Annotated in this window: 21 protein-coding genes; 13 read left to right on the top strand and 8 right to left on the bottom strand. The window is 53.8% G+C overall.

The window, feature by feature from the left end; translation table 11 throughout:
* The first annotated feature begins 5 nt into the window (after positions 1-5).
* The 3 genes from aaeB (at position 6) to RT644_RS19930 (ending at position 3,824) form a co-directional block, all read left to right on the top strand.
* Positions 6-1,973 (top strand): p-hydroxybenzoic acid efflux pump subunit AaeB, encoded by a 1,968-nt coding sequence (aaeB, locus tag RT644_RS19940; protein ID WP_313627797.1) that lies wholly within the window; start codon positions 6-8, stop codon positions 1,971-1,973.
* Between the two features lie 82 nt (positions 1,974-2,055).
* Positions 2,056-3,510 (top strand): NAD-dependent succinate-semialdehyde dehydrogenase, encoded by a 1,455-nt coding sequence (locus tag RT644_RS19935; RefSeq protein WP_020455458.1) that lies wholly within the window; start codon positions 2,056-2,058, stop codon positions 3,508-3,510.
* A 44-nt stretch (positions 3,511-3,554) separates the two neighbouring features.
* The gene (locus RT644_RS19930) at positions 3,555-3,824 is read left to right on the top strand and encodes a barstar family protein (RefSeq protein WP_097405968.1); all 270 of its coding nucleotides are present in this window, start codon (positions 3,555-3,557) and stop codon (positions 3,822-3,824) included.
* Between the two features lie 61 nt (positions 3,825-3,885).
* On the opposite strand, the gene yhcN (RT644_RS19925) is transcribed toward RT644_RS19930, so the two are convergent.
* The 3 genes from yhcN (RT644_RS19925) to argR form a co-directional block, all read right to left on the bottom strand.
* Positions 3,886-4,149 (bottom strand): peroxide/acid stress response protein YhcN, encoded by a 264-nt coding sequence (gene yhcN / locus RT644_RS19925; protein ID WP_017457301.1) that lies wholly within the window; start codon positions 4,147-4,149, stop codon positions 3,886-3,888.
* Between the two features lie 101 nt (positions 4,150-4,250).
* Positions 4,251-4,514 carry a peroxide/acid stress response protein YhcN gene (yhcN, locus tag RT644_RS19920; RefSeq protein WP_017457302.1) on the bottom strand — a complete coding sequence of 88 codons (264 nt, stop codon included), beginning with the start codon at positions 4,512-4,514 and terminating at the stop codon, positions 4,251-4,253.
* A 381-nt stretch (positions 4,515-4,895) separates the two neighbouring features.
* Entirely contained in the window at positions 4,896-5,366 is a 471-nt protein-coding gene (gene argR / locus RT644_RS19915; RefSeq protein ID WP_017457303.1) for a transcriptional regulator ArgR, read from the bottom strand.
* Positions 5,367-5,775: 409 nt separating this feature from the next.
* On the opposite strand from argR, the gene mdh reads away from it, so the two are divergent.
* The gene (gene mdh, locus RT644_RS19910; protein ID WP_020455457.1) at positions 5,776-6,714 is read left to right on the top strand and encodes a malate dehydrogenase; all 939 of its coding nucleotides are present in this window, start codon (positions 5,776-5,778) and stop codon (positions 6,712-6,714) included.
* 66 nt (positions 6,715-6,780) lie between these two features.
* Here the strand turns inward: mdh and degS are convergent, their stop codons facing one another.
* From degS to zapG, 3 genes are all read right to left on the bottom strand, one after another.
* Positions 6,781-7,848, bottom strand: a complete 1,068-nt coding sequence (gene degS / locus RT644_RS19905) for an outer membrane-stress sensor serine endopeptidase DegS (protein WP_020455456.1) — start codon at positions 7,846-7,848, stop codon at positions 6,781-6,783.
* 92 nt (positions 7,849-7,940) lie between these two features.
* Positions 7,941-9,317, bottom strand: coding sequence for a serine endoprotease DegQ (gene degQ / locus RT644_RS19900; protein WP_097405969.1), 1,377 nt, complete (start codon positions 9,315-9,317; stop codon positions 7,941-7,943).
* A 169-nt stretch (positions 9,318-9,486) separates the two neighbouring features.
* Positions 9,487-9,885, bottom strand: a complete 399-nt coding sequence (zapG, locus tag RT644_RS19895) for a Z-ring associated protein ZapG (protein ID WP_017457307.1) — start codon at positions 9,883-9,885, stop codon at positions 9,487-9,489.
* A 189-nt stretch (positions 9,886-10,074) separates the two neighbouring features.
* Here zapG and zapE point away from each other — a divergent pair, with 189 nt between their 5' ends.
* The 5 genes from zapE (at position 10,075) to sspB (ending at position 13,754) form a co-directional block, all read left to right on the top strand.
* Entirely contained in the window at positions 10,075-11,202 is a 1,128-nt protein-coding gene (gene zapE, locus RT644_RS19890) for a cell division protein ZapE (RefSeq protein WP_313627795.1), read from the top strand.
* 255 nt (positions 11,203-11,457) lie between these two features.
* Positions 11,458-11,886 carry a 50S ribosomal protein L13 gene (gene rplM / locus RT644_RS19885; protein ID WP_004868222.1) on the top strand — a complete coding sequence of 143 codons (429 nt, stop codon included), beginning with the start codon at positions 11,458-11,460 and terminating at the stop codon, positions 11,884-11,886.
* A 15-nt stretch (positions 11,887-11,901) separates the two neighbouring features.
* Positions 11,902-12,294, top strand: coding sequence for a 30S ribosomal protein S9 (rpsI, locus tag RT644_RS19880; protein ID WP_000829818.1), 393 nt, complete (start codon positions 11,902-11,904; stop codon positions 12,292-12,294).
* A 313-nt stretch (positions 12,295-12,607) separates the two neighbouring features.
* Positions 12,608-13,246, top strand: a complete 639-nt coding sequence (gene sspA / locus RT644_RS19875; protein WP_045512693.1) for a stringent starvation protein SspA — start codon at positions 12,608-12,610, stop codon at positions 13,244-13,246.
* A gap of 4 nt (positions 13,247-13,250) precedes the next feature.
* Entirely contained in the window at positions 13,251-13,754 is a 504-nt protein-coding gene (gene sspB / locus RT644_RS19870) for a ClpXP protease specificity-enhancing factor (RefSeq protein WP_020455453.1), read from the top strand.
* A gap of 96 nt (positions 13,755-13,850) precedes the next feature.
* On the opposite strand, the gene RT644_RS19865 is transcribed toward sspB, so the two are convergent.
* Both RT644_RS19865 and gltB read right to left on the bottom strand, forming a co-directional pair.
* Complete coding sequence (locus RT644_RS19865; protein ID WP_020455452.1) at positions 13,851-15,269, bottom strand: glutamate synthase small subunit; 1,419 nt, start codon at positions 15,267-15,269, stop codon at positions 13,851-13,853.
* Positions 15,270-15,278: 9 nt separating this feature from the next.
* The gene (gene gltB, locus RT644_RS19860) at positions 15,279-19,739 is read right to left on the bottom strand and encodes a glutamate synthase large subunit (protein WP_072051656.1); all 4,461 of its coding nucleotides are present in this window, start codon (positions 19,737-19,739) and stop codon (positions 15,279-15,281) included.
* 670 nt (positions 19,740-20,409) lie between these two features.
* Between gltB and RT644_RS19855 the strand changes: the two genes are divergently transcribed.
* The 4 genes from RT644_RS19855 to mtgA all read left to right on the top strand — a co-directional run bounded on the left by RT644_RS19855 (position 20,410) and on the right by mtgA (position 25,386).
* On the top strand, positions 20,410-21,336 hold the full coding sequence (locus RT644_RS19855) for a TIGR01212 family radical SAM protein (RefSeq protein ID WP_160268525.1): 927 nt from the start codon (positions 20,410-20,412) through the stop codon (positions 21,334-21,336).
* Positions 21,337-21,437: 101 nt separating this feature from the next.
* Positions 21,438-23,774 (top strand): aerobic respiration two-component sensor histidine kinase ArcB, encoded by a 2,337-nt coding sequence (gene arcB, locus RT644_RS19850; RefSeq protein WP_045512688.1) that lies wholly within the window; start codon positions 21,438-21,440, stop codon positions 23,772-23,774.
* A 230-nt stretch (positions 23,775-24,004) separates the two neighbouring features.
* Positions 24,005-24,658 (top strand): isoprenoid biosynthesis glyoxalase ElbB, encoded by a 654-nt coding sequence (gene elbB / locus RT644_RS19845; protein ID WP_313627782.1) that lies wholly within the window; start codon positions 24,005-24,007, stop codon positions 24,656-24,658.
* Positions 24,655-25,386, top strand: a complete 732-nt coding sequence (mtgA, locus tag RT644_RS19840) for a monofunctional biosynthetic peptidoglycan transglycosylase (RefSeq protein WP_269231705.1) — start codon at positions 24,655-24,657, stop codon at positions 25,384-25,386. Before elbB ends, mtgA begins: the two co-directional genes overlap by 4 nt.

Here is a 25,386-nt window from a genome sequence, read left to right as displayed (position 1 = left end):
TCGCTATGGGGCTGTTATCCATTGCCAGCCAGCATTTGCGTTTTGCTTTCAAGCTGGCCTTTGCCGTGGTGCTGGCACTGTTTGTTGGCTTTCACTTTCAGCTTGAAACCCCGCGCTGGGCGGTGTTAACCGCGGCGATTGTCGCGGCGGGACCCGCTTTTGCCGCCGGTGGCGAGCCCTATTCCGGGGCGATTCGCTACCGGGGGATGTTGCGTATTGTCGGCACCTTTATCGGCTGTATCGCCGGGCTGGCCATTATCATCATGCTGATCCGCACCCCACTTCTGATGTTAATGGTGTGCTGTGTCTGGGCCGGGTTTTGTACCTGGGTCTCGTCGCTGGTGCGCGTTGAAAACTCTTACGCCTGGGGGCTGGCGGGTTATACCGCGTTAATTATTGTCGTCACCATTCAGACGGAACCACTGCTGGCACCGCAATTTGCCGTTGAGCGGTGCAGTGAAATCGTGGTGGGCATTCTCTGCGCGATTGTTGCCGATCTGCTCTTTTCCCCGCGCTCCGTCAAACAGGAAATTGACCGCGAGCTGGATAGCCTCCTGCTGGCGCACTATCAACTGATGCAGTTGTGTATCAAACATGGTGACAGCGAAGAGGTGGACAAAGCCTGGGCTGCGCTGGTGCGCCGTACCACGGCACTTGAAGGGATGCGCAGCAATCTGAATATTGAGTCTTCCCGTTGGGGACGCGCTAACCGCCGCCTGAAAGTGATCAATACCCTGTCGCTGACGCTCATCACCCAGGCGTGTGAAACCTATCTGATTCAGAACACCCGTCCGGAGCTTATCACCGACACGTTTCGCGAGCTGTTTGCCGGGCCGGTCGATAACGTGCAGGAGATGCACAAGCAGTTAAAAAGAATGCGCCGGGTCATTGCCTGGACCGGTGAGCGGGAAACGCCAGTTACTATTTATAGCTGGGTTGGTGCAGCGACCCGCTATCTGCTGCTAAAACGCGGTGTGATTGGCAACGCGAAAATCAGCGCTGTTGAAGAAGAGGTTCTGCAGGGCGAAGTGGTGGTGAAAGCCGAATCAGCCGAACGCCACCATGCGATGGTTAACTTCTGGCGCACCACGCTTTCTTGCATGCTGGGCACCTTGTTCTGGCTGTGGACCGGCTGGACATCCGGCAGCGGTTCGATGGTGATGATCGCGGTGGTCACGTCGCTGGCGATGCGTCTGCCCAACCCAAAAATGGTGGCGAAAGACTTTATTTACGGCATGTTATGGGCGCTGCCGATTGGTTCGTTTTATTACCTGGTTATCCTGCCATCGACGCAACAAAGCATGCTGCTGCTGTGTATTAGCCTGGCGGTACTGGCATTCTTTATTGGTATTGAAGTGCAAAAAAGGCGGCTGGGTTCAATGGCGACGCTGGCGGGCACCATTAATATTCTGGTGCTCGATAATCCGATGACCTTTAAATTCAGTCAGTTTCTTGATAACGCGCTGGGTCAGCTGGTTGGCGTGGTTCTGGCGATGGTCGTGCTTTTGCTGGTGCGGGATAACTCCCAGGCGCGCACCGGGCGCATGCTGTTGAACCAGTTTGTTTCCGCTGCTGTCTCGGCAATGACCACCAATACAGCGCGGCGCAAAGAGAACCATCTGCCCGCGCTGTATCAACAGCTTTTCTTGCTGCTGAATAAATTTCCTGGTGATATCGCGAAGTTTCGCCTCGCGCTGACGTTGATTATTGCGCATCAGCGCCTGCGGGATGCGCCGGTGCCGATTAATGATGATCTTTCGGCTTTTCATCGCCAGTTACGGCGTACGGCGTCACAAGTGATATCCGCAGGTAACGACACGAAACGTCGCCGTTACTTCACCCAGTTGCTCGAAGAACTGGATATCTACCAGCACAAGCTACATCACTGGAACGCACCGCCGCAGGTTACCGAGCCGGTACACCGGCTAACAGGTATGTTGCACAAATATCAACATGCACTGACCAGCAGTTAATGCCAAACCGACGCCAAAAGCGTCGGTTTTTTTATAGCTATACTTTCCAGAAGTTTTTATAAACCGCAGATCGGGAGGACAAATGACAACGCAGTCACTGCAGGACAACGCGCTTTTTCAGACCGGCTATCTGGTTGATGGGGTCTGGAAAACGCTGGACACCACCTTTGACGTTCTGAATCCGGCTACGGGTGAAACTATCGCGAAAGTTGCCAAAGCAGGTAAGAAAGAGACAGAAGAAGCCATTGCCGCCGCAACGCGCGCTTTTCCCGCATGGCGGGCGAAAACCGCGAAAGAGCGTTCGACCATTTTGTACCGCTGGTATGAATTGATCATTGAAAACAAAAGCTGGCTGGGCAGATTGATGACCACTGAGCAGGGCAAACCATTGAAAGAAGCGGAAGGTGAAGTCGACTATGCCGCCAGCTTTATTCAGTGGTTTGCTGAGCAGGCGAAACGCGCAAACGGTGAAATTATCCCGCCCATTAAACCAGGCTCACGCATTCTGGCGACGCGAGAACCGATTGGCGTGGTGGCCGCGATTACACCGTGGAATTTCCCGATGGCGATGTTGACCCGCAAACTGGGGCCCGCGCTGGCGGCAGGCTGTACCGGCGTTATCAAACCGGCGAATAACACGCCGCTTAGCGCATTTGCATTGCTGGCGCTGGCGAAAAAAGCCGGTGTGCCGGATGGCGTGCTGAATGCCGTTGCCGGGAACACGTCTGAAATCAGCGATGCCATTATGGCCAGCCAAGACGTGCGCAAAATCTCGTTCACCGGCTCGACGGCGGTGGGGAAAACGCTGGTGCGCAACGCGGCTGAAACCATGAAAAAAGTGTCGATGGAGCTGGGAGGGAATGCGCCTTATATCGTGTTTGAGGATGCTGACATTGACGCTGCGGTGCAGGGTGCTATCGCCAATAAATTCCGTAATGCGGGGCAGGTGTGCGTCAGCGTTAACCGCTTCTATATCCATGAATCTGTTTACGACACCTTTACGCAAAAACTGACAGAGGCAGTTAATGCATTAAAAGTTGGGAATGGTCTGGATGAAGGGGTGGTTGTCGGACCGCTGATTGAACGCGCTGCGGTGGATAAAGTGCGCGAGCATGTCGACGATGCCGTCGCCAAAGGGGCGAAAGTATTGGCTGGCGGTAAACCGCACAGCCTTGGCGGAAACTTCTGGCAGCCAACGGTGTTGGGTGATTGCAGCGATGGCATGAAACTGGCGCAGGAAGAGACGTTTGGTCCGGTAGCTGCCTGTTTCCGTTTCACCAGCGAAGAGGAGGTGGTGCAGCGCGCCAACGCAACACCGTTTGGTCTGGCCGCCTATTTCTATACGCAGAACCTGCAGCGGGTATTCCGCGTTTCGCAGGCGATCGAAAGCGGCATGATCGGCATTAACGAGTGCGCGGTATCAACGGAGCTGGGGCCGTTTGGCGGGGTGAAAGAGTCCGGTCTTGGCCGGGAAGGTTCTGTGCTGGGGCTGGAAGAGTTTCTGGAAGTGAAAACTCTGCACCTTGGGGGATTGTAATCATGCGGGCGGCGTCTGCCGCCCTGTTGGGCTGATGGCGGAAAATGAATATCTACACTTTCGATTTTAAACATATTGACGATCAAAGTGCTTTCTACCGCGAGTTTAGCCGCCAGTTCGCTATTGAGCGCGAGAAAGTTCACGATCTGGATTCCCTGTGGGACACAATGATGGATGGCGCGCTGCCTTTGCCGCTGGAAATTGAATTTATTCATCTGCCGGAAAAACAGCGCCGCCGTTTTGGGGCATTGATCCTGCTATTTGATGAAGCGGAAGAGGAGCTGGAAGGCGAGCTGCGGTTTAATGTGCGTTGAGCGAAGGCAAAAAAAAGCCCCTGACAGGCAGGGGCAAGTCGTCGGACAAGACGACGAGGGTTTATTTATACAGTTCAGCCGTAACGTGGGTGCTATCCCCCGTACGTGCTTCAATAATACGGTAGCTGCTCGCGCCAGCCTGATCGGCTTTAGCAGAGAGCTCCTGGCGAATGTCCATCGGGACGCCCGCTCTTTGGGAAATAGAAACACTGCCGATAGATTGCAGGTTGCTGGCTTGATCGCTGTTAACAAGCGTTGCGGCGCTCGCGCCGAAAGAGATCAGGGATGCAAGGCCAAGGGATGCGATGATGAGATTACGTTTCATTGTCTGTCTCCTTTAGAGAGGCTCAACGGCGAGAAGGATTGAACTGCTATTTTTGTGCCTGGTGCCGTTGAGGGACGAATACATAGGGTTATCGGTAAAACTTATTTGTACAGCTCTGCGGTTGCGTGCCACTGGTCGCCGCTACGTGCTTCAATAATGCGGTAAGCTGACGCACCTTGTTCTTCCGCTTTTTTGCTCAGTTGCGCGTTCATGTCCATCGGTGATGCGGTAACAGAACCGATAGAAACAGTACCCAGCGACTGGCGAGATTGCGCCTGTTCCGCGTTGATGGAATCCGCCGCGAAAGCGCCAAATGACAGGGCTGAAAGGATACTCAGTGTTGCAACGGTTGATTTGATATTCATGTCTCTTACCTCGTCGTATTCTTTTCTTTAAATTTTTCGGAGGGCCTCGTTTCGTGACCCTCATCACAAAATCAAGTATACACTAGTCACGCGAATAATTAATACCAAGCTAATTATAACTATGATTAATGGGAATATGATTTGTGGTTTTATATTACTTAAAAGCATAAAAAACAGCATTCAGGTAAGCATTTAGTTAGCGATAGTTAAGAAAATCATATGGATAGATGAATTTGATTTTTTGTGCGGTGGTATACGCTGGGAAAGGGAAGTGAAACCATAAATCGCACTAACTGCTAAGTTAGCGGTAGGTGAAAAGTCGAATTGTGGAGCGAAAAGCCGAACATTCCCCCGCGAGCGAAGCCGGGGGAGAGATGTTAATTACAGTTCTTGTTCGAACAGTACCAGAATCGCTTCGTAGAGATCTTTCACCGTGAAGCCTTTGGCTGGTGTGGTGAAAATAGTGTCATCCCCGGCGATGGTACCAAGGATGCCTTCCGCTTTACCCAGAGAGTCCAGCAGACGCGCAATCAGCTGCGCAGCGCCAGGGCTGGTGTGGATCACCACGACGGCATCGTTGTAATCGATATCCAGCACCAGGTTTTTCAGCGGGCTGGAGGTCGTGGGAACACCCAGTTCGATTGGCAGGCAGTAGACCATTTCCATTTTCGCGTTGCGCGTGCGCACCGCGCCGAATTTGGTCAGCATGCGAGAGACTTTAGACTGATTGATATTGTCGAAGCCCTCTTCTTGCAGAGCCTGAACAATTTCTCCCTGAGAACTGAATTTCTCTTCTTTAAGAAGCGCCTTAAACGCTTTAACTAATTCTTCTTGTTTTGCCGAGCTTCGCATAAGTCACCCGTAATATGGCCGTGAAAACAACATTATTATGCATATTGATGAATTTTTATGCAAATATTCTCGCGAGGGAATTTCTGAAAACTGCTGAGAAGGCGCGAAGTTTATCAAATCCTGTGATGAAGCACAGCCACATGTGTCTTACGTCGCAAATAAGATTAAAAAGTAAATTAAATGTTATAAAGTTGATGTTATTTTGGTGAATATCGCAGCTATATTATAGACTCTGAGTGTTAGTTGCTTAGCTTGCCGATCTGACGGTCATATCCATCCTTATATAAGATCTTAACAGTGGGCTGTGCCGCACTATTTTGGCGCGTTTACTGTCATAATTACCAGGGTGGATTAAGGTCGCCGCAACGGAGTAACAAAATATTTAGCTAACCATAATAAGGAGTTTAGGATGAAAGTCGCAGTCCTCGGCGCGGCCGGCGGTATCGGTCAAGCGCTCGCCCTACTACTGAAAACACAACTGCCTTCAGGTTCAGAACTCTCCCTGTATGATATTGCACCTGTAACCCCTGGGGTTGCCGTTGACCTCAGCCATATTCCTACCGCTGTAACCATTAAAGGCTTCTCCGGCGATGATGCGACGCCTGCGCTGGAAGGCGCCGATGTGGTGCTGATTTCCGCGGGTGTGGCGCGTAAACCGGGTATGGATCGCTCCGACCTGTTTAACGTCAACGCCGGTATCGTGAAAAACCTGGTCGCTCAGGTGGCGAAAACCGCGCCGAAAGCCTGTATTGGCATCATCACTAACCCGGTAAACACGACAGTCGCGATTGCCGCTGAAGTGCTGAAAAAAGCCGGTGTTTACGATAAGAACAAGCTGTTTGGCGTTACCACGCTGGACATCATCCGTTCCAACACCTTCGTGGCAGAGTTGAAAGGCAAACAGCCAACAGATATCGAAGTCCCGGTTATCGGTGGTCACTCTGGTGTAACAATCCTTCCGCTGCTGTCGCAAATCCCGGGCGTAAGCTTTAGCGAACAGGAAGTGGCCGATCTGACAAAACGCATTCAGAACGCCGGTACCGAAGTGGTCGAGGCGAAAGCGGGTGGCGGTTCAGCAACGCTTTCCATGGGCCAGGCCGCCGCACGTTTTGGTTTGTCGCTGGTGCGCGCGCTGCAGGGTGAGCAAGGCGTTGTTGAGTGCGCTTATGTGGAAGGTGACGGCGAATACGCGCGTTTCTTCTCGCAGCCGCTGCTGCTGGGCAAAAACGGTATCGAGGAGCGTCACGCTATCGGTAAGCTCAGCGCGTTTGAACAGCAGTCGCTGGAAGGCATGCTGGATACGCTGAAAAAAGATATTCAGCTTGGTGTCGATTTCGTCAATCGTTAAGCCTTGTTGTCCTGCACGTGCAGGAAGAAAAAACCGGAGCCTGTTGCTCCGGTTTTTTTATGGCGCTCAGTTGGTCGCCGGGTATTCCTGAATCGTGACCTTGAAGGTGAGTTTCTTGTCGTCGCGCATGACCTCGACCGGAATTTCAGACCCTGGCCGGATTTCCGCCACTTGATCCATGGTTTCGAGGGCGGAAACAGCCGGTTTTCCGTTCACCGAGGTGATCACATCATTGACCTGAATCCCCGCGCGTGCCGCCGGGCCATCCGGCGAGACTTCGTTAACGACAATCCCCTGGATCGGATCGATACCGCCGCCCTGAGTATGCAACGGCGCGATCTCCCGGCCGCCAATGCCAATATAACCACGGATCACGCGGCCATCACGGATCAACTTATCCATGATTTTGGTCGCCAGCTGGAAGGGAATGGCGAATCCGATACCTTCCGGCGTTTCGCCGTCATTACTTTTATCAAACGACAGGGTGTTGATACCCATCAGTTCGCCCAGCGAATTCACCAGCGCGCCGCCGGAGTTACCGTGGTTAATGGAAGCATCGGTCTGCAAAAAGTTTTGCCGCCCGCTGGGATTCAAACCAATACGACCTGTGGCACTGATAATCCCCTGGGTCGTCGTTTGACCAAGGTTATACGGGTTGCCGATCGCCAGCACCACATCGCCGATATGCGGTGTGCGCTTTGTGTTGATGGGGATCACCGGCAAGCCGCCGTTCGCATTAATCTTCAATACTGCAAGATCAGTCAACGTATCCGAGCCCACCAGTAACGCCTCAAACACCCGACCATCCTGCAGCGCGACAATGATTTGGTCCGCATCGTTGATCACATGTTTGTTGGTGATGATATAGCCGCGTTGATCCATGATGACGCCGGAACCGAGCGTACGTATTTCGAGGCGATCATGGGTGGAGCTATTCAGGCTACGGTTATAGACGTTCACGACCGCAGGTGCTGCGCGACGAACTGCCGGGTTATAGCTGGCAGGCGTTTCATCGGCGCTGTCGATTTGCGGCGTCGCGAGCGGAATATTTTTACGCAGCGAAGGCATGGCGGCGATGATCAGACCACCGACGACCAAACCGATTGCCACGGAACGTAAAAGCTTCACATACATGATGGGATAGTCATTAAAAGGAGAACGGCAGCAGCATAACATGAGTTATCCGGACATCACACGCAGGCGGTGATGTCCGGCGGCAGAATTACTTAGCGCAGCAGCAGATAGATACTGTCGTTGCCCCGCACGATATGCAGTGCCATAACGGAAGGTTTCGCTTCCAGCACTTTGCGCATTTCAGCAATCGACTGAACACGATCGCGGTTAACGCCAATGATCACATCATCTTTATGCAGGCCAGCCTGCGCGGCGGCGCTGCCTTTTTCCACATTACCAACGGTGATGCCTTTGGTGCCATCTTTCAACTGGCCATCGCTCAGCTCCGCGCCTTGCAGTGATGGAGAGATCAGTTCGGCGCTGGCGGAAGATGAGGTGCTTTTATCAAGCGTCACTTCAACATCCATTGGTTTGCCATCGCGTAACAGGCCTAACTTCACTTTGGCACCTGGTTCGGTGGTCGCAATACGCGAACGCAGTTCAGCGAAGCTGCTCAGTGGCTTACCGTTCAGGCTAACAATCACATCACCCGATTTGATCCCTGCTTTCGCCGAACCCGAATTCGGCAGCACCTCACTGACAAATGCGCCGCGCTGCACGTTCAGGTTAAAGGCTTTGGCGATATCCGCGCTCATTTCGGTGCCTTTAATGCCCAGCAGACCGCGTTTGATTTCACCAAACTGAATCAACTGGCGAGAGAGGGTTTGCGCCATGTTACTTGGGATCGCGAAGCCGATGCCGACGCTACCGCCGCCCGGTGCGAGTATCGCCGTGTTAATGCCGATAAGTTCGCCGTTCAGGTTGAGCAGCGCGCCGCCGGAGTTGCCACGGTTAATGGAAGCATCGGTCTGGATAAAGTTTTCCAGCCCTTCAAGGTTCAGGCCGCTGCGACCGAGCGCAGAAACAATCCCGGACGTGGCGGTTTGCCCCAGGCCGAAGGGGTTGCCGACGGCAATAACGAAGTCGCCAACGCGCAGTTGATCGGAATCGGCGATGGCAATTTGCGTCAGATTGCTCGCATTTTGTAATTGCAGCAGCGCGATGTCGCTCTGGTCGTCCCCGCCAATCAATTTGGCTTCGAATTCGCGTCCGTCATTCAACTGCACATTGATTTTTTGTGCCTGGTTAATCACGTGGTTATTTGTCAGCACGTAACCTTTAGCGGCGTCGATAATCACCCCGGAGCCGAGACCTTCAAACGGCTGAGGCTGCTGCTGGGGTTGATCCGGCATCTCTTCGCCGAAATATTTTTTCAGCTCTTCAGGGACCTTCTGACCTTGTACCGCCGTGCCTTCTACCTGCACGCTAACAACCGCTGGCAGAACCTTTTCCAGCACCGGCGCGAGGCTGGGTAACGCTCCCTGACCAGGGACTTGTGACGGCATTGCCGCAAGAGTCTGAAAGGGTGCCGAGAGAGTTAACCCGACACTTAACGCAAATGCACTCAACAGCTGGGTTTGTTTCTTCATTGATGCTGGCTCTCGTAACCTGAAGTGGAAGGAATGACGCCCCAAAACAGTTTGATGTTATTGAAATTTCAACCGGGTAACAATGAGGTGAATGACTAAATAATAGCTGCGATGCGCAAGAAGGGACGGGCGCAAGGAGCGCGCCCGTAAATATTTATGATGTGTTCGATTACTTACGGCTGGCGCCGCCGCGCAGCAGGCCGGAAGCACCTTCAGAATAGTCACGCGGGATCTGCACCGGTGCCTGATCGTTGCTGGCTTCAGATTCAGCCAGACGGTTGCGGAACGGGTTCTCTTCCGCAGACATTTCCGGCAGCAGGCTGGACGAACTTTTCGCCATATGCTGATAAAGCTGGCGGTAGTCGTGCGCCATGTTATCCAGCAGTTCAGCGCTGCGGGCAAAATGGCTTACCAGCTCTTCGCGATACTCTTCGAGTTCCGCTTTGTTTTTTTCCAGCTCATACTGCAAGGCCTGCTGTTGGCGCAATTTGCGGTTTCCGAAACGCATACCCACGGCACCAATAATAATGCCGACAACCAACCCAATTAGCGCATATTCCCAGGTCATGAACTTCTCCCGTTGTTTTTTGATTCCGTAGGGTGTGGGCTGCAAGCTCCTGCCTGCGCCTGATTGTGCCACTATAACCGCTAATCGTGCAGAAGTGGAATCCTGACGCAGCATCGCGTAGTGTAGAACGGCCTTTTTTTCGTCAACCCTGTGGGGGCGGATCGATTTTCAAGGAATAACAACAACACCATGCAGAGCCTTTCCCCAACATCGCGATATTTAAATGCCCTGAACGAGGGTAGCCATCAACCGGATGATGTGCAAAAAGAAGCCGTCTCACGGCTGGATGTCATTTACCAGGCATTAATTAACCGCAGCGAACCCGCCGCGCCGCAACGTGGTGGCTTGATGGCGAAATTTAGCAAGCTGCTCGGCAAACGTGAGCCCAAAGAAGCCGCACCTGTACGTGGTCTCTATATGTGGGGCGGCGTCGGGCGGGGAAAAACCTGGCTGATGGACATGTTCTATCAAAGTCTGCCCGGCGAGCGTAAACAGCGTCTGCACTTTCACCGCTTTATGCTGCGCGTCCATGAAGAACTGACCTCGCTACAGGGGCAAAGCGATCCGCTGGAAATCGTGGCCGACCGCTTTAAAGCCGAAACCGATGTGCTGTGCTTTGACGAGTTTTTTGTCTCGGATATCACGGACGCCATGCTGCTTGGCGGGCTGATGAAAGCGCTGTTCGCACGTGGTATCACGCTGGTGGCGACATCGAACATTCCGCCGGATGAACTGTACCGTAACGGTTTGCAGCGGGCGCGGTTTTTACCTGCGATTGACGCTATTAAGCAGTTTTGCGACGTCATGAATGTCGACGCGGGTGTGGACTACCGGCTGCGTACACTAACGCAGGCGCACCTGTGGTTAACGCCGTTAGATGCCAGTACCGCTCAGCAGATGGACAAATTGTGGCTGGCGTTGGCGGGTGCGGCACGACAAAACGCGCCGGAACTGGAGATTAATCATCGGCCATTGCCCACGCTGGGTGTGGAAAACCAGACGCTGGCGGTGTCGTTTTCAACCCTCTGCGTGGATGCCCGCAGCCAGCATGACTACATTGCGCTTTCACGGCTCTTTCATACGGTGATGTTGTTTGATGTGCCGGTGATGACGCCGCTGATGGAGAGCGAAGCGCGGAGGTTTATCGCGCTGGTGGATGAGTTCTACGAGCGTCACGTGAAGCTGGTGGTTAGCGCCGCGGCAGCGTTGCATGACATCTATCAGGGTGAGCGGCTGAAGTTTGAGTTCCAGCGCTGTTTATCTCGCTTGCAAGAAATGCAGAGCGAAGAATATCTGAAACGCGCACATATGCCCTGATGCGGCCTTGCCTTCTTTTATTGCCAGAGGGCGACAAAACCTGCGTCAAATCACGAAAAGGGGTCGATCTTTGACCCCGACTTCTCTATAATCCTGCGACCCCACGTTACAAGAAGGTTTTTTTCCCGAAACTTTCTCTGCGCCGGCATAGGCTATTCGAAGGGGTAGGTTTGCTGGACAATGTCGTGTGAACCTCAACTGACTAAACGTTTGGGTGTTCACCAACGTGTAACTAATTATTTGGGTAAGCTTTTAATGAAAACTTTTACAGCTAAACCAGAAACCGTAAAACGCGACTGGTATGTTGTTGACGCGACCGGTAAAACTCTGGGCCGTCTGGCTTCCGAACTGGCTCGTCGCCTGCGCGGTAAGCATAAAGCGGAATACACTCCGCACGTTGATACGGGTGATTACATCATCGTTCTGAACGCAGAAAAAGTTGCTGTAACCGGCAACAAGCGTGAAGACAAAATGTATTACCACCACACCGGCCACATCGGTGGTATCAAAGAAGCGACCTTTGAAGAGATGATTGCTCGCCGTCCTGAGCGTGTGATTGAAATCGCGGTTAAAGGCATGCTGCCAAAAGGCCCGCTGGGTCGTGCTATGTACCGTAAACTGAAAGTTTACGCTGGCAACGAGCACAACCACGCGGCACAGCAACCGCAAGTTCTTGACATCTAATCGGGATTATAGGCAATGGCTGAAAATCAATACTACGGCACTGGTCGCCGCAAAAGCTCCGCCGCTCGCGTGTTTATTAAACCGGGCAACGGTAAAATCGTAATCAACCAGCGTTCGCTGGAACAGTACTTCGGTCGTGAAACTGCCCGCATGGTAGTTCGTCAGCCGCTGGAACTGGTCGACATGGTTGAAAAATTGGACCTGTACATCACCGTTAAAGGTGGTGGTATCTCCGGTCAGGCTGGTGCGATCCGTCACGGTATCACCCGCGCTCTGATGGAGTACGACGAGTCCCTGCGTTCCGAACTGCGTAAAGCTGGCTTCGTCACTCGTGACGCGCGTCAGGTTGAGCGTAAAAAAGTCGGTCTGCGCAAAGCACGTCGTCGTCCGCAGTTCTCCAAACGTTAATTGGTTTCTGCTTCGGCAGAACGATTGGCGAAAAAACCCGGTGCGAACCGGGTTTTTTTATGGATAAAGATCGTGTTATCCACAGCAATCCATTGATTATCTCTTCTTTTTCAGCATTTCCAGAATCCCCTCACCACAAAGCCCGCAAAATCTGGTAAACTATCATCCAATTTTCTGCCCAAATGGCTGGGATTGTTCATTTTTTGTTTGCCTTATAACGAGAGTGACAGTACGCGCGGGTAGTTAACTCAACATCTGACCGGTCGATTAAGTCCGGTAGCAGTAAATTCTGAATATATACCTGGAGGTTTTCATGGCTGTCGCTGCCAACAAACGTTCGGTAATGACGCTGTTTTCTGGTCCTGTGGACATCTATAGCCATCAGGTCCGTATCGTGCTGGCCGAAAAAGGTGTCAGCTTCGAAATTGAGCACGTGGAAAAGGATAATCCTCCTCAGGATCTGATTGACCTCAACCCGAATCAAAGCGTACCGACACTTGTAGATCGTGAACTCACCCTGTGGGAATCACGCATCATTATGGAATATCTGGACGAGCGTTTCCCGCACCCGCCGTTAATGCCGGTTTACCCGGTGGCGCGCGGCGAGAGCCGTCTGTACATGCACCGTATTGAGAAAGACTGGTATTCGCTGATGAATACCATCCAGAACAGCAGTGGCGCACAGGCGGACGCGGCGCGTAAACAGCTGCGTGAAGAGCTGCTGGCGATTGGCCCGCTGTTCACCCAGAAACCGTACTTCCTGAACGACGAGTTCAGCCTGGTTGACTGCTACCTCGCACCGCTGCTGTGGCGTCTGCCGGTACTGGGTATCGAACTGAGTGGTACCGGTGCGAAAGAGCTGAAAGGGTATATGACACGCGTTTTCGAGCGTGATTCCTTCCTTGCCTCTCTGACAGAAGCCGAGCGCGAAATGCGCCTGGGCCGGGGTTAATTGCATGGATTTGTCACAACTGTCTCCACGCCGTCCGTATTTACTGCGGGCCTTCTACGAATGGCTGCTGGATAACCAGCTTACGCCGCATCTGGTTGTTGATGTGACGTTGCCGGGCGTACGCGTGCCGATGGAGTATGCGCGTGACGGGCAGATCGTGTTGAACATTGCGCCGCGTGCGGTCGGCAACCTGGAACTGGCGAATGACGAAGTGCGTTTCAACGCGCGCTTCGGCGGCGTTCCGCGTCAGGTTGAAGTGCCAATGGCTGCCGTGCTGGCGGTTTATGCCCGTGAAAACGGCGCCGGTACGATGTTTGAACCGGAAGCCGCGTATGATGAAGAGGTCGTCAGCCTGAACGATGACGACCATACTTCAGCGCAGGAAAGCGAGACGGTGATGTCGGTTATCGACGGTGATAAACCCGATCACGAAGACGATCACGATAACAGCCCGGATGACGATCCGCCGCCGCGCGGTGGGCGTCCATCGCTGCGTGTGGTGAAGTAACCTGGAAAGCAGAACCTGATGGTTCTGCTTTTTTTTGTGTTTAACATGCGCATAAAAAAGGAGGCCGGAGCCTCCTTTTTGGTCGCTACATGGATATTACACTTCGAGGTAGTTCAGGATGCCGTCCGCCGCCTTACGGCCTTCGGCAATCGCCGTTACCACCAAATCGGAGCCACGCACGATGTCGCCGCCAGCAAAGATTTTTGGATTGCTGGTCTGGAACGCATTTTCGCTGCCCTCTGGCGCAATCACGCGGCCTTGTGAATCCAGCTCAACGCTGTGTTTCGCCAGCCACTCCATGCTGTGCGGGCGGAAACCAAACGCCATAACAACCGCGTCGGCCGGAACCACATGTTCAGAACCGGCAACAATTTCCGCACGACGACGGCCTTTCGCATCCGGCGCGCCCATTTCCGTGCGTGCCATCTTCACGCCGCACACTTTGCCGTTGGCATTGATTTCAATGCCCAGCGGCTGCACGTTGAACTGGAACTCCACGCCCTCTTCGCGCGCGTTTTTCACTTCGCGTTTCGAACCTGGCATGTTCTCTTCGTCACGGCGATAGGCACAGATAACGTGCGTCGCGCCCTGGCGCACTGACGTACGCACACAGTCCATTGCGGTATCACCACCGCCAAGCACCACAACACGTTTGCCTTCCATGCTGACATACGGCTCTTCCGGCGTTTCACCGAAGCCCATAATCTGCTTGGTGTTAGCGATGAGGAACGGCAGCGCGTCAAACACGCCGTTTGCGTCTTCATTTTCCAGCCCGCCGCGCATCGACTGATAAGTCCCGACGCCAAGAAACACCGCATCGTACTCTTTCAGCAACTCGTCAATCTGTACGTCGCGACCCACTTCGGTATTGAGTTTGAACTCAATACCCATACCGGTGAAAATTTCACGACGGCGTGTCATTACCTCTTTTTCCAGCTTAAAGGCCGGAATACCAAAGGTCAGCAGGCCGCCGATCTCTGGGTGACGATCGAACACCACCGCTTTCACGCCGTTGCGGGTCAGTACATCGGCACAGGCCAGACCTGCCGGACCTGCACCAATAATCGCCACACGTTTATCGGTCTGTTTCACGCCGGTCAAATCCGGGCGCCAGCCCATTTCGAACGCTTTATCATTGATATAGCGTTCAATGTTGCCGATGGTCACCGCGCCAAACTCGTCGTTCAGCGTACAGGAACCTTCACACAACCTGTCTTGCGGGCAAACGCGGCCGCACACTTCCGGCAAGGTGTTGGTCTGATGCGACAGTTCAGCCGCTTCAAAAATACGCCCCTCATTTGCCAGCTTCAGCCAGTTCGGGATGTAGTTATGGACCGGGCATTTCCACTCACAGTAAGGGTTGCCGCAGGAGAGGCAGCGATCTGCCTGTGCTTTGGCCTGGCCTTCTGAAAACGGCTCATAGATTTCAACAAATTCAATTTTACGGATCTTCAGCGCTTTCTTCGGCGGATCAACGCGCTGCAAGTCGATAAACTGGTATACGTTCTGACTCATTGCTACCCCTTACTGCGCCTGCACACGCAGCTCTGCTGCGCTACGACTACGGTGACCCAACAGTGCTTTCACATCGCTGGACTTCGGCTTAACCAGCGCGAATTTGCTGGCGAATGCTGGCCAGTTCGCCAGGATCTCTTCGCCGCGCTGCGAACCGGTATGCTGCACATGCTCGGTGATAAGACCGCGCAGGTGCTCTTCGTGGATGGCGAGGTCATCGACGCTCAGCACTTCCACCAGCTCCGGGTTCACGCGTTTACGGAATTCACCATCTTCATCCAGCACATAGGCGAAGCCGCCCGTCATTCCCGCACCAAAGTTAACACCGGTTCGACCCAATACGCAGACGATACCGCCGGTCATGTATTCACAGCCGTTATCGCCGATACCTTCCACCACGGTGATAGCGCCAGAGTTACGTACCGCGAAACGCTCACCCGCACGGCCTGCGGCGTACAGACGACCGCCGGTTGCGCCATACAGGCAGGTGTTACCAATAATGCTCGCTTCGTGGCTGCGGAAGGCAGAACCAACCGGTGGACGTACCGCCAGCAAGCCGCCAGCCATACCTTTGCCCACGTAGTCGTTGGCGTCGCCAGTCAGATAGAGCTCCACGCCGCCTGCGTTCCAAACGCCGAAGCTCTGGCCTGCGGTACCGCTAAAGTGCGCTTTGATCGGATCTGCCGCCAGCCCCTGGTCGCCATGTGTTTGCGCGATATAACCCGACAGCAGCGCGCCGACGGAACGATCGGTGTTGCGAATATCGAACCAGAAGGTTTTGCTCTGCTTCTCATCGACAAACGGTTTCGCCTGTTGCAGCAACTGCGCGTTCAGCACGCCATTATCAAACGGCGGGTTGTTTTCGGTGCAGTAGAGCGCTTTGCCCGGATGCGGCTCCGCTGTTTCCAGCAGTTTCGACAGATCCAATTTTTGCTGTTTGGCAGTGAAGCCATCCAGCTCTTTGAGCAGATCGGTACGACCAATCAAGTCCACCAGACGTTTAACGCCCAGTTGCGCCATCAGCTCGCGGGTTTCACGGGCGATAAATTCAAAGTAGTTGGTCACTTTGAACGGCAGACCGTGATAATGGTTTTTACGCAGCTTCTCATCCTGGGTAGCCACACCGGTCGCGCAGTTGTTCAGGTGACAAATTCGCAGATATTTACAGCCCAGCGCCACCATCGGGCCGGTACCGAAACCAAAGCTTTCCGCACCCAGAATCGCCGCTTTAATGATGTCCTGGCCGGTTTTCAGACCGCCATCCACCTGCAAACGGATCTTATGACGCAAGCCATTAGCCACCAGCGCCTGCTGGGTTTCTACCAGGCCAAGCTCCCACGGACAACCGGCATATTTCACCGAAGAGAGCGGGCTTGCACCAGTACCACCGTCATAACCGGCGATAGTGATAAGGTCAGCGTAGGCTTTCGCCACGCCGGTTGCGATGGTGCCAACACCTGGTTCGGAAACCAGTTTGACGGAAATCATCGCTTTCGGGTTGACCTGTTTCAGGTCGAAAATCAGCTGCGCCAGATCCTCGATAGAGTAAATATCGTGGTGCGGCGGCGGGGAGATCAGCGTAACGCCAGGCACGGAGTAGCGCAGTTTAGCGATATACGGCGTGACTTTATCACCCGGTAACTGACCGCCTTCGCCCGGTTTTGCCCCCTGAGCCACTTTGATCTGAATAACATCCGCGTTGACCAGGTACGCAGGCGTAACGCCGAAACGACCAGAGGCCACCTGTTTGATGCGTGACACTTTATTGGTGCCGTAGCGCGCCGGATCTTCGCCGCCTTCGCCGGAGTTAGAGAACCCGCCGAGGCTGTTCATCGCTTCCGCCAGCGCTTCGTGCGCTTCCGGGCTCAGGGCGCCGATGGACATCGCTGCGGTATCGAAGCGTTTAAACAGCTCTGTCGCCGGTTCAACATCTTTCAGACTCACCGCTTCGCCATTCGGCGTAATCGCCAGCAGATCGCGCAGCGTTGCCGCCGGGCGCTCATTCACCAGCTTCGCGTATTGCTGGTAATCGCTGTATTCGCCGCTCTGTACCGCCTGTTGCAGCGTGCGCACCACATCCGGGTTGTACGCATGGTACTCGCCGCCGTGAACATACTTCAGCAAACCACCTTGCTCCAGCGGCTTACGTGCCAGCCATGCGCGTTTGGAAAGGTTCAGCAGATCCTGCTGGAAGTCAGCAAAACCGGCTCCGCCGATACGGCTGACCACGCCCTGGAAGCACAGCCCGGAAACATCATCGTGCAGGCCGACGGCTTCAAACAGTTTCGAACAGCGGTAAGAGGCGATAGTCGAAATGCCCATTTTGGACATGATCTTGTACAACCCTTTGTTGATGCCGTTACGGTAGTTCAGCATCACCGTGCGGTAATCTTTTTCGATGGCTTTACTGTCCACCAGTTTCGCCAGCGTCTCATATGCCAGGTACGGGTAGATTGCCGTCGCGCCGAAGCCCAGCAGCACCGCGAAGTGGTGCGGATCACGGGCACTTGCGGTTTCAACAATAATGTTGGCGTCGCAGCGCAGGCTCTTATCCACCAGGCGGGTCTGAATCGCGCCAACGGCCATCGGTGCCGGAACTGGCAGACGGTTTTTGGCGATATTACGGTCAGAGAGCACCAGCAGAACCGTGCCGTTACGCACCATCTGCTCAGCTTTATCGCACAGCGCTTTAATGGTCTCTTCCAGCGTGGTTTCGGTGACGTCGAAGGTGATATCGAGCGTATCAGCGCGATAGTGTTCCTCTTTCATCGTCGTCAGCTGTTTGAAATCAGAGAACAGCAGGATCGGCGATTTAAAGCTCAAACGGTGTGCCTGGCCTTCCGCTTCGCAGAAGACGTTCATCTCGCGGCCAATGCTGGTCGCCAGCGACATAACGTGCGCTTCACGCAGCGGATCGATAGGCGGGTTGGTGACCTGCGCGAACTGCTGGCGGAAGTAGTCATAAATGATGCGCGGCTGGCTGGAAAGCACGGCAAATGGCGTGTCATCACCCATTGAACCGACCGCTTCCTGGCCGTTTTCGCCCAGCACACGAATCACTGAGTCGAGCTCTTCGAAGCTGTAATTAAACTGTTTCTGGTAGCTTGTCAGCAGGTCATCGTCCATTTCGCGCATGCCGACTTCTTCATCCGGCAGGTCTTCGAACGGCACCAGACGACGGACGTTTTTCTCCATCCACTCTTTGTACGGGTGGCGGCTTTTCAGATCGTCATCGGTTTCAGCGGAGTGCAGAATGCGTCCGCCGCGGGTATCGATAACCATCAGCTCGCCAGGGCCAACGCGGCCTTTTTCGACCACTTCGTCCGGCTGGTAATCCCAAATCCCCACTTCAGAGGCGCAGGTGATCAGCTTGTCTTTGGTGATGACGTAGCGCGCCGGGCGCAGGCCGTTACGGTCGAGGTTACACGCGGCGAAACGACCATCGGACATCACGATGCCCGCCGGGCCGTCCCACGGCTCCATATGCATGGAGTTAAAGTCAAAGAAGCTGCGCAGATCCGGATCCATCTCCGGGTTGTTCTGCCATGCTGGCGGCACCAGCAAACGCATGGCGCGCACAATATCCATCCCGCCCGCCAGCAGCAGTTCAAGCATGTTATCCATGGAACTGGAGTCGGAGCCGGTTTCGTTGACGAATGGCGCGGCGTCATGCAGATCCGGGATCAGCGGCGTCTGGAATTTGTAAGTACGCGCTCGCGCCCACTGGCGGTTACCGGTAATGGTGTTGATTTCACCGTTGTGCGCCAGGTAGCGGAACGGCTGCGCCAGCGGCCAGCGCGGTACGGTGTTGGTGGAGAAGCGTTGGTGGAACAGGCAAATGGCCGATTCCAGACGCAGATCCGCCAGGTCCAGGTAGAAGCGCGGCAGATCCGCCGGCATACACAGACCTTTATAGATGTTCACCAGATTCGAGAGGCTACATACGTAGAACTCTTTATCTTCCTGCAGGCGCTTTTCGATGCGGCGACGGGCGATAAACAGGCGGCGCTCCATATCGCGCGGACGCCAGCCCGCAGGGGCGTTAACAAAAATTTGCTCGATACGAGGCAGCGAGGAGAGGGCGATTTCACCGAGCACCCCTTCGTTGGTTGGCACATCGCGCCAGCCGACAATCGACAGGGTTTCGCGTTGAAGTTCTTCTTCTACAATACGGCGCGACGCGTTGGCTTTTTCGGCATCCTGATTCAGGAACAGCATACCAACGGCGTAGTTTTTAGCTAAGCGCCAGCCGCGTTCTTCCGCAACGATGCGGAAAAAACGATCGGGTTTTTGCAGCAGCAGGCCGCAACCGTCACCGGTTTTGCCATCGGCGAGAATCGCGCCGCGGTGCTGCATTCGGGCCAGTGCGTGAATAGCGGTACGCACTACCTTGTGGCTAGGTTCGCCTTCTATGTGGGCGATCAGGCCGAAACCACAGTTATCTCTCTCAAGAGATTTATCGTACAACATATCAGTGAACCTCCCCAGGCTCTACGAGAGCCCCTCCAGAACGTTACGCACAGGCACAAAAAGAGCATGGCGACGGGGCAATTGCCTCGCATGTCGCCCTCTTTAATTTCCTTTTCGCATCGATACACAAGTGTTGAGGACTTGCTTAAGAGGGAATCTCAATTACTGCATAAATATGATGAGCAGACTGCTCATCCAGAAAGCTTCCAGCGGATTCCCAAGTTATCGGGAATCCGTACACAGGTCAAATGCCGAGCTTATTTATACAAAAATGTGCTAAAAGATGTTTATGTTTTTGATATATAAGGTTATTTAAGGATTTTTACATTCAATGAACGCGTTACCAGGCGGCAGCATAGTGTGATCTGACTCACTATCTAAAAGCGCTGTTTCTGATGTTCTATTCTGAGTGGGGTTTTAATGGCAGATTTTTATTCTGCTATGTGCGTCAGAGTCGCATGAACGCACTGTTTTTCACGCGTGATAGTATTTCTGCAAAATAACGCAGCGACATAAGGAAAAGTAATCGTCTTTAGGGTGCATGAAATTGCGATTATATTGACTGATTATGCAATGAATAAAAGCCTTCCAGGGCGATTGATCCAGGTCATCGCCGACGAAAGCTAAAAGTGGCAGGCTACGCCCTTTTATTTGGGCGGCCTTTCAGATTATGCAGTTACAGAAATTAGTCAATATGTTTGGTGGGGATCTTGCCCGCCGCTATGGCGAAAAAGTCCATAAACTGACATTGCATGGCGGATTTAGCTGCCCTAACCGTGATGGCACCATTGGTCGCGGCGGTTGCACTTTCTGTAATGTCGCCTCTTTTGCTGACGAAGCGCAGCAGCATCAATCTATTGCCGCACAACTTGCTCACCAGGCACTGTTGGTGAACCGCGCCCGGCGCTATCTCGCCTATTTCCAGGCGTACACCAGTACCTGGGCAGAAGTGCAGGTGCTGCGCTCGATGTACCAGCAAGCAGTCAGTCAGGCGAATATTGTTGGCTTGTGTGTGGGAACACGCCCGGATTGCGTACCGGAGGCTGTGCTGGATTTGCTGTGTGAATACCGTGAGCAGGGTTATGAAGTGTGGCTGGAGCTGGGTTTGCAGACCGCGCATGATAAAACGCTGCATCGTATCAATCGCGGGCACGACTTCGCCTGTTATCAACACACGACGCAGCAAGCCCGTGAGCGCGGCCTGAAAGTCTGCGCTCATCTTATCGTCGGATTACCCGGCGAGCGCCACGTAGAGTGCCTGGAGACGATACAGCGCGTTGTAGAAACCGGCGTCGACGGCATCAAGCTACATCCTTTACATATCGTGAAAGGCAGCACTATGGCGAAGGCCTGGGAAGCGGGGCGCCTGAATGGAATCGGGCTGGAAGAGTACACCGTCATCGCTGGCGAAATGATTCGCCATACGCCGCCGGAGGTGATTTTTCACCGTGTCTCCGCCAGCGCACGCCGCCCGACGCTGCTTGCCCCGCTGTGGTGTGAAAACCGCTGGACGGGAATGGTCGAGCTGGATCGCTACCTGAAAGAGCAGGGCGGGCAAGGTTCTGCGCTGGGGCGTTGCTGGCAATTACCCGTCTGATCTCATCACGAAACGCTAATCACCCCTGCATTTTTTGCACAAGCTTCAACGCGTTGCTCAGAATTGAGTATTATTGAGCGGAATTGTTCGAGGAAATCTCTATGAAGCAAATCCGTTTACTGGCGCAATATTACGTCGACCTGATGATGAAGCTGGGTCTGGTGCGTTTTTCCATGCTGCTTGCTTTGGCGCTAGTGGTGCTGGCAATCGTGGTGCAGATGGCCGTTACCATGGTGTTGCAGGGGAAAGTGGAAAGCATTGATGTTATCCGCTCCATCTTTTTTGGCTTGCTGATCACGCCATGGGCGGTTTATTTCCTGTCAGTGGTGGTTGAGCAGCTCGAAGAGTCGCGCCAGCGGTTATCGCGGCTGGTCGAAAAACTGGAAGAGATGCGCGATCGCGACCTGAAACTCAATGTGCAGTTGAAAGACAATATTGCCAAGCTTAACCAGGAGATCAGCGACCGCGAGAAAGCGGAAGCCGAGCGCCAGGAAACCTTTGAACAGCTAAAAATAGAGATGCAGGAGCGCGAGCAGACGCAAATCCAGCTTGAGCAGCAATCCTCTTTTCTGCGTTCCTTCCTCGACGCTTCGCCGGATCTGGTGTTCTATCGCAACGAAGATAAAGAGTTCTCCGGCTGTAACCGGGCGATGGAGTTGCTGACCGGTAAGAGCGAGAAGCAGCTTATTCACCTCAAGCCGCAGGATGTCTATTCACCGGAAGCAGCGGAAAAAGTGATTGAGACTGACGAAAAAGTTTTTCGTCACAACGTCTCTTTAACCTACGAACAGTGGCTGGATTACCCGGACGGCCGCAAAGCCTGTTTCGAGATCCGCAAAGTCCCTTATTACGATCGCGTCGGTAAACGCCACGGGCTGATGGGCTTTGGTCGCGATATCACTGAGCGTAAACGCTACCAGGACGCGCTTGAGCGCGCCAGCCGGGATAAGACCACCTTTATTTCCACCATCAGCCACGAGTTGCGTACGCCGCTGAATGGCATTGTTGGATTAAGCCGTATTCTGCTGGATACCGATTTGACGCAAGAGCAGGAAAAATACCTGAAGACGATCCATGTCTCCGCCGTAACGCTCGGCAATATTTTCAACGATATTATCGACATGGATAAGATGGAGCGGCGTAAAGTCCAGCTGGATAACCAACCGCTTGATTTCACCAGCTTCCTGGCGGATCTGGAAAACCTCTCGGCTCTGCAGGCGCACCAGAAAGGGTTGCGCTTTGTTCTTGATCCAACGTTACCGCTGCCACATCAGGTGGTTACGGACGGTACGCGTTTGCGCCAGATCCTTTGGAACCTTATCAGCAACGCCGTTAAATTTACCCGTGAAGGGCAGGTCGTGGTGCGTGTGCGTTATGACGAAGGCGATATGCTGCACTTTGAAGTGCAGGATTCCGGGATCGGTATTCCCCGCGATGAGCAGGATAAAATTTTCGCCATGTATTACCAGGTGAAAGACAGCCACGGCGGTAAACCGGCGACGGGAACCGGTATAGGTCTGGCCGTTTCGCGCCGTCTGGCGAAGAACATGGGCGGCGACATAACCGTCAGCAGTGAGCCAGGGGCGGGTTCGATATTTACCTTGACCATTCACGCTCCGGCGGTGGCGGAAGAAGTTGAAGACGCGTTTGAAGATGACGATATGCCGCTTCCGGCGTTACATGTGCTGCTGGTAGAAGATATCGAGCTGAACGTGATCGTCGCACGCTCGGTGCTGGAAAAACTGGGCAGCAGCGTGGATGTCGCCATGACCGGTACTGCCGCGCTGGAGATGTTCACGCCGGGTGAATACGATTTGGTGTTACTGGACATTCAGTTGCCGGATATGACCGGGCTGGATATTTCGCGAGAGTTGACCCGCCGTTACGCGCGTGAGGATTTACCGCCGCTGGTGGCGCTTACCGCCAACGTGCTGAAAGACAAACAGGAATACCTTGATGCGGGCATGGATGATGTATTAAGCAAACCGCTGGCAGTCCCGGCATTAACTGCCATGATTAAAAAGTTCTGGGACGCGAGTGAAAGTGAGGAGGAACCTGTGACAACCATGGACAACAGTAAAGTGCAAACGCTGCTTGATACCGCCATGCTTGAGCAGTATATCGAGCTGGTCGGGCCGAAACTGATTACCGACGGGCTGGATGTGTTTGAAAAAATGATGCCGGGTTATTTGAGCGTGCTCGAGTCAAACCTGACCGCGCGCGACCAAAAAGGGATTGTAGAAGAGGGCCATAAAATTAAAGGCGCCGCAGGTTCTGTCGGGCTGCGCCATCTGCAACAGCTTGGCCAGCAGATTCAGTCTCCCGATCTTCCTGCCTGGTGGGACAATGTTGGCGACTGGGTGGAAGAGATGAAACAGGAGTGGCGCAATGATGTGGCGGTGTTAAAAGCCTGGGTGGCGGACGCTGGAAAAAAATGACCCCGGATTAACCGGGGTGCGCGAATACTGCGCCAACACCAGGGAAATCGTGGCTGCGCCGTAATAAATTATATTTTTTGCAAGGGCGTAGCCTGAAAAAATTCGACCACACGCACATAAGATAGCAAATCTTAAATGATTTGTTACATCAATCAGTGAAATGTGTGAAGCAAGGCTCCCTTATCAAAATTTTTAATTATCGTCAGTACGTTGCATAAAGGATGAGCAAAATGAAAAAAATCGGCGTGATTCTCAGCGGCGCAGGTGTGTATGACGGTTCTGAGATTCATGAGGCGGTGATTACGCTGTTAGCCATTGCCCGTCATGGTGCGCAGGCGGTCTGTTTCGCTCCCGATAAATGGCAAAGCGATGTGGTAAACCATCTCACGGGTGAGACGCTGGCTGAGCGCCGTAATGTACTGATTGAATCCGCCCGTATCGCCCGTGGCAATGTCCAGCCGTTATCGCAGGCATCTGCAAATGATCTGGATGCGCTGATTGTACCGGGTGGTTTTGGCGCAGCGAAAAACCTCAGTAATTTTGCCAGCCTCGGCAGTGAATGCACCGTTGACAGCAGCCTTAAAACACTGGCGCTGGAGATGCACGAAGCAGGTAAACCGCTCGGTTTTATGTGCATCGCACCGGCAATGTTGCCGAAAATCTTCGATTTTCCCCTACGTCTGACGATCGGTACGGATATTGATACCGCAGAAGTGCTGGAAGAGATGGGGGCCGGGCATGTGCCTTGCCCGGTCGACGATATTGTCGTGGATGAAGAGAACAAAGTGGTGACGACGCCGGCGTATATGCTGGCAGAGGACATCGTGCAGGCCGCTTCCGGTATCGAAAAGCTGGTGGCGCGCGTACTGGTACTGGCCGAATGAGGAAGTGGTTTCGCGGCCCGTTGAAAGCCACCTTAAAGCGCATTGCTCTGCGGGTTTTATGCGTACTGGCACTCTTCTGGGGTGGCGGCATTGTGCTGTTCAGTTTCCTGCCGGTACCTTTTTCCGCCGTGATGGTGGAACGCCAGCTGGGCGCGTGGTTTAGCGGCGACTTTGGCTATGTCGCGCATTCCGACTGGGTCGGTATGGATGATATTTCGCCGTGGATGGCGCTGGCGGTGGTGGCCGCTGAAGATCAGCGTTTTCCAGAACACTGGGGGCTGGATTTTAGCGCCATTGAGAAAGCGCTCTCGCATAACGAGCGCCATGAGAACCGTATTCGTGGTGCCTCGACGATCTCACAGCAGACGGTAAAAAATCTGCTGCTATGGGATGGAAAAAGCTGGGTGCGTAAAGGGCTGGAAGCAGGCCTGACGCTTGGGATGGAAGCGGTGTGGACCAAACGGCGGATCCTGACCGTTTACCTTAATATCGCTGAGTTCGGGGACGGCGTATTTGGCGTCGAGGAAGCATCACAGCGCTATTTCCATAAACCGGCGAGCCGCTTAAGTATGTCAGAAGCGGCGCTACTGGCCGCCGTATTGCCAAACCCGATCCGTTTTCAGGCCGCCGCGCCATCTGGCTATGTACGCAGTCGTCAGGCATGGATCCTGCGCCAGATGCGGCAGTTAGGCGGGGAAGCGTTCCTGGAGCGCAATAAGCTGTACTGA

Source organism: Kosakonia sp., assembly GCF_032104925.1.
GTDB lineage: Bacteria > Pseudomonadota > Gammaproteobacteria > Enterobacterales > Enterobacteriaceae > Kosakonia.
Note: the sequence above shows the minus strand (reverse complement) of the source record. Positions and strands in the feature narration are given on the sequence as shown.